The sequence below is a fragment of the Arthrobacter sp. 35/47 genome, assembly GCF_000520475.1.
GTDB classification, from domain to species: domain Bacteria; phylum Actinomycetota; class Actinomycetes; order Actinomycetales; family Micrococcaceae; genus Arthrobacter_D; species Arthrobacter_D subterraneus.
Map to the genome: position 1 here is coordinate 1 of NZ_AZHY01000355.1, position 4319 is coordinate 4319.

The 4319-nt window shown below is 63.1% G+C and carries 6 protein-coding genes and 1 pseudogene; 1 reads left to right on the plus strand and 6 read right to left on the minus strand.

Features of this window, described 5'->3' with window-relative positions; genetic code table 11:
- The first annotated feature begins 12 nt into the window (after positions 1-12).
- Positions 13-642: an IS3 family transposase gene (locus X803_RS16810; protein WP_035777323.1), complete on the plus strand. Its 630-nt coding sequence runs from the start codon at positions 13-15 to the stop codon at positions 640-642.
- A gap of 41 nt (positions 643-683) precedes the next feature.
- Here the strand turns inward: X803_RS16810 and X803_RS16815 are convergent, their stop codons facing one another.
- The 6 genes and pseudogenes from X803_RS16815 to X803_RS0100320 all read right to left on the minus strand — a co-directional run.
- The gene (locus tag X803_RS16815; RefSeq protein ID WP_051470297.1) at positions 684-1550 is read right to left on the minus strand and encodes an endonuclease/exonuclease/phosphatase family protein; all 867 of its coding nucleotides are present in this window, start codon (positions 1548-1550) and stop codon (positions 684-686) included.
- A 376-nt stretch (positions 1551-1926) separates the two neighbouring features.
- Positions 1927-2163 (minus strand): annotated as a pseudogene (locus X803_RS21210) (MFS transporter); the annotation flags it as partial.
- Between the two features lie 304 nt (positions 2164-2467).
- Entirely contained in the window at positions 2468-2971 is a 504-nt protein-coding gene (locus tag X803_RS0100305; protein ID WP_026543560.1) for a DUF2243 domain-containing protein, read from the minus strand.
- Positions 2971-3489, minus strand: a complete 519-nt coding sequence (locus X803_RS16820) for a class II aldolase/adducin family protein (protein ID WP_216699018.1) — start codon at positions 3487-3489, stop codon at positions 2971-2973. Before X803_RS16820 ends, X803_RS0100305 begins: the two co-directional genes overlap by 1 nt.
- Before the next feature lie 192 nt (positions 3490-3681).
- The gene (locus X803_RS0100315; protein WP_026543561.1) at positions 3682-4098 is read right to left on the minus strand and encodes a DUF302 domain-containing protein; all 417 of its coding nucleotides are present in this window, start codon (positions 4096-4098) and stop codon (positions 3682-3684) included.
- 63 nt (positions 4099-4161) lie between these two features.
- Positions 4162-4319, minus strand: a 158-nt coding sequence (locus X803_RS0100320) for a metal-sensitive transcriptional regulator (RefSeq protein ID WP_026543562.1), incomplete at its 5' end; no start/stop codon positions are given.

Sequence of the window (4319 nt, forward strand, 5' to 3'; positions counted from 1 at the left end):
GTCGCGGCCATCATGGCCGAGAACGGGTGGGCGGCGAAGCGGATGCGGGCTTTCAAACGCACGACGATCCCCTCGGATCTGGACAAAGTCTTCGAAGACCTTATTGGGCGGGACTTCACCGCCGAGGCTCCCGGCACGAAACTGGTCGGAGATATTACGTATCTGCGCACCGACGAGGGATGGCTGTATCTGGCCACCGTCATCGACTTGTGCACCCGCATGGTCGTCGGCTGGGCGATGGCTGATCACATGCGCGCCTCTCTGACGACCGGTGCACTGAGGATGGCCAGAGACCGTGGACACCTGCAGCCGGACGCCATCTTCCACAGTGACCGCGGCACTCAATACACGTCGAAGGAAATGGGTAAATGGTGCACCGGGAATCGGGTCCGTCAGTCCATGGGCGAGACCGGCGTGTGCTGGGACAACGCCGTGGCCGAATCGGCGTTCTCCACGCTGAAGAACGAGTTCTACCACCACCACAGCTTCAAAACCCGGCAAGACGCCAGACAAGGGGTTATGCGTTACATCGAAGTGTTCTACAACCGCTGGCGGCCGCACAGCAACAACGATGGACTGCCGCCGGCCACAGCGATGGCTAATTTCAAGACCAAGAACCAGCAGCTACCCGCTGCTGCCTGACCGGAAAAAACCAACCGACTGTCTCACATTCTTGACACACCTCAGTGTAGACGTGGGGGAGGAAGTCGATGTGCCCGGCCCGGCCGGTGTATTCGAGGGTTTGGAGCAGGCTGGTTCCGTCTGGTTCGGAGAACCAGGCGATCTGGTCGTAGAAAGTGCCTGGTTTTGTCGTTATCGAAGATCGTCCGGGGCACCGTGTCCAGTTCCGTCGGCGCCCACAGTCCGGTGGACACGAAGGCCTCATAGAGTGGGTCGCCGATGCGGTCGAGGTTGAAGTCTCCCAGGACAAGCAGGTTCTCGTTCCAGTCATCGGGGCGTTCGGCCCAATCCTGCATCCACTGCGCAAACGCGGTCAGTTCGGGTAACCGTTCCGCGGCCCTGTCTCCCCAGAGGACGTGCACACTGGTCAGTACGAACCCGGCCGTGCCGCGGGTGAACCCGGCCGCGTACGGGGTCCGGGCGAACTGGGGGACCGGGCCGTCGGTTCCCGGTGGCAGGACGATCTCACCGACCAGGCCCGAGGGTTGGACGCGGGTCGTGTCGTACAGGTAGGTCAGGCGTTCCCCGTTGCCGGCGGAGCCTTCGGTGACGTCGGAGGTGATGAACCGCCACCCCGGGCCGAGCAGGCCCATCAGGTGGTGCAGGGCGGTGGTGTTCCGGCGGACTTCCTGTAGGGCCAGCGCATCGCACCGGGAGGTGATCTCGGCGATGCACGCCATGGCATGGAGGTCCCGTTTCGGGGAATCCCGCGGCCCAGCCGCCGACTTCTCGGTCAGGTCCCCGAACGCCCGGATGTTCCAGGTCCCAATCAACAGGTTCGACGCTTCCTTGCCCGGCACCGTGGCGTCCAGAGCGGCCGACAGCCGCGCCACATCCTGGGCCGCGGTAGCAGGAGGATCGCTCGTCATGGTCCCCATCGAATCACACGGACCGGGGGAGCGGACGGGACCCAGTGCTGTCTGGTGTTTTTCGGCGGAGCCGGAGCCGGGTTCCCCGCGACCCCACGTCCCCAGCCTTGGTGCGCTGAGGATTGTCGGCGTGCCAAAACAGCTCAGTAAGCTCGGTTGCAGAGCGAAGGGCCCGCATGCGGGCCCCACCGTCGACCTTTTCAGTGTCTCGCAAGCGTCAGCGGTGCGGGGTGATCGGGGCCGGTTGGTGGGTTTCGTACATTCGTACCGCCACGACGAGGGCTGAGAGGGCGCTGACGGCTGCGGCGGCCCATACGGCCGCGTGGAGGCCCATGATGCCGCCGAGGATGGCGCCGACCGCGTAGCCGAGGTCGCGCCAGTTGGCGATCGCCTTTGTGATGCCGAACGCGGCGACGTAGGTGAAGATGAAGGTGTAGCCGGTGAGCCCGAACTCGGTCTCGGCCAGCAGCGGCAGCACTGTCTGCTGTTGACCCACCATGCCGCCGACCAGGGCGTTGATCGCCACCAGCAGGGCGAACTGGGCCATATTTTGCCTCAGTCCCAAGGTGACGATTTCTGTTGCAGGTCTGGGCCGCTTTGGGTTCGTTACCATCGGATGCCTTACCATTTTGCCGTTCTCAACACACACTATACCCTAGGGGGTATCAAGATGTTGATAGTCGACAGCGGAGGAAAGACGTTATGTGCCGTGCAGTGACCTGCAAAAAGTGTGGAAAAACAACCTGGGGCGGGTGTGGTCAGCATGTGGACCAGGTCCTGCGGGGAGTGCCGGCTGCCCAGAGGTGTCGCGGGCACCAAGACGAGCCCAGGACTAGAGGAGGGTTCTTCTCCCGGTTGTTTTCACGACGCTGACTCTGCCGGGTTGCGGGGCCGGTGGATCAGGTCCGCCGGCCGGTTCAGCCTGCCCTGGCCTGGAGGGTGCGTTTGCCGTGCCGGTACAGCAGCCATCCGCCGACGATAAGGAGAGCACCGAAAATCAGGAATCCTATATCCCAGGAAAGTGGGGATCCCAGGTCGTCACGGACGTGGTGAACCCCCAGCAGCTGGTGGTTGATCAGGCCTTCTACAAGGTTGAATATCCCCCACCCTGTAAGCATCAGACCCGCCTGGTAACTCCAGTTCGGGGCTGCCCTGCCCTGCCGCCAAGCCCTCACGGCAGCAACCGAGCCGGCTAGGACGAGGAGCCACGTCGCAATGTGGAAAAACCCGTCGGCCAGCGTATTGATTTCCAGCCCCGCCACCGTTGCTACGGAATGAGCATCGACGTCGCTGACCATGTCGTGCCATTGCAGGATCTGGTGCAGGGCGATGCCGTCGATGAAACCACCGAAACCCAGCCCGAACAGTAATCCCGATGCCTTCGGCGGCGGCGCCGCACGGTGGTTCTGACGGTCATGCATCAGTGTCGCTGGGTTTTCATTCCCGCCTGGACTGCGTCCAGGGCACCTGAGGGGAGATCCGCTGCGCCGCCGAGCGCTGCAGCGGCTAGTTCAGCTGCGGCTGATTCCTCGATAGCAATGACCAGCCGCCCGGTCGCTACGGGGTCTGCGCCGAAGGCGAGGAGCCCGTGATTTCCCAGCAGTACGGCGTTCGTTCCCGCATTCTCGGCCAGGACTTGGGTGATCCCCTTCACGGACACGTCTGACCCGCGCGGGCCCCACGGCACAACAGGAACGGGCTGGGCCTGCCCGAAGCGCAGCAGGGGCTCCGTACGACAGGGCAACGGCAAGTTCGCCAACGCGAACGCGGTCGCTGCAGGGGAGGGGGTGTGGATGACCGCTGCGATGTCGTCCCGGGTGTTGTAAATAACCGAATGCATGCGGATGATTTCGGCGTTTTCTGGCTCGAGCTCGCCGTCGACGACGTCACCACCTAAGGTGACTGTGGCGAGCTGCTCTGGACGAAGATCCCTGACCACCCGGTGCTGGTAAGCAGGAAGCGGTTCTCGTCGACTCTGGCACTAAGGTTTCCATGCCCTGAGTGAGGCATCACCCCCGCGGTGAACAGCAGCCGGGACGCCTGCACTATCTCTGCACGCAGGTCATCGGAATGTGCGTTATCCGTCATATCTGTCCCCTTCCGGCAAGTGCTGGTCGCCGCTGGCCCCTTTCTAGGCCGGGTTGCCTTCGAGGGAGGTCAGTGCGGCTCGCAGTCGCGTGTCGGCGTCGTCGGCCACTTCCTGTACAGCCGAGCTGGCGCTGAGCTGGACCATCGTCTGGGGGTCGATGGCCTGGATTGTGGTTTGCGTGGCGTCGGGCCCGCGGCGTACGACGACGTTGCAGGGTAGCAGTGCGCCGAGGTCCGGCTCGGCCGCCAGGGCGCGACTGGCAAGTTGTGGATTGCATGCTCCGAGGATCACGTAATCGCCGAGGCCCTGCCCTGCTTCGGCACCAAGTTTGGTTTCGAAGGTTGCGCGGACATCGATCTCAGAGAGGATGCCGAAGCCCTGCTCGGCCAGCGCCTCGCGGGTCTTCTGCACTGCTTCCTCGTAAGCTGCTGACACTACGATGCTGTGGGTATAGGTCATGTCTGCTCCTTCTAATACGTTCTGGCGGCTATTTAGCTGCTGGGCTTTTTCGATGGCGGCAGTTCAGGCGAGGGAAAGGAATAGCTTTTCCAGGTCCTTTTTGTCCATGCTGGCGTCTTCCTGGGTGATGCATTGTTGAAGACCGCTGGCGATGATGGCGAATCCGGCCTTGTCCAGTGCCTTGGAGACCGCCGCGAGCTGCGTGACGACGTCCTTGCAGT

Coding starts and splice junctions, on each gene's coding strand:
- X803_RS16815 (WP_051470297.1), bottom strand. CDS start 1,550: ATGACGAGCGATCCTCCTGCTACCGCGGCCCAGGATGTGGCGCGGCTG.
- X803_RS16810 (WP_035777323.1), top strand. CDS start 13: ATGGCCGAGAACGGGTGGGCGGCGAAGCGGATGCGGGCTTTCAAACGC.
- X803_RS0100305 (WP_026543560.1), bottom strand. CDS start 2,971: ATGCATGACCGTCAGAACCACCGTGCGGCGCCGCCGCCGAAGGCATCG.
- X803_RS0100315 (WP_026543561.1), bottom strand. CDS start 4,098: ATGACCTATACCCACAGCATCGTAGTGTCAGCAGCTTACGAGGAAGCA.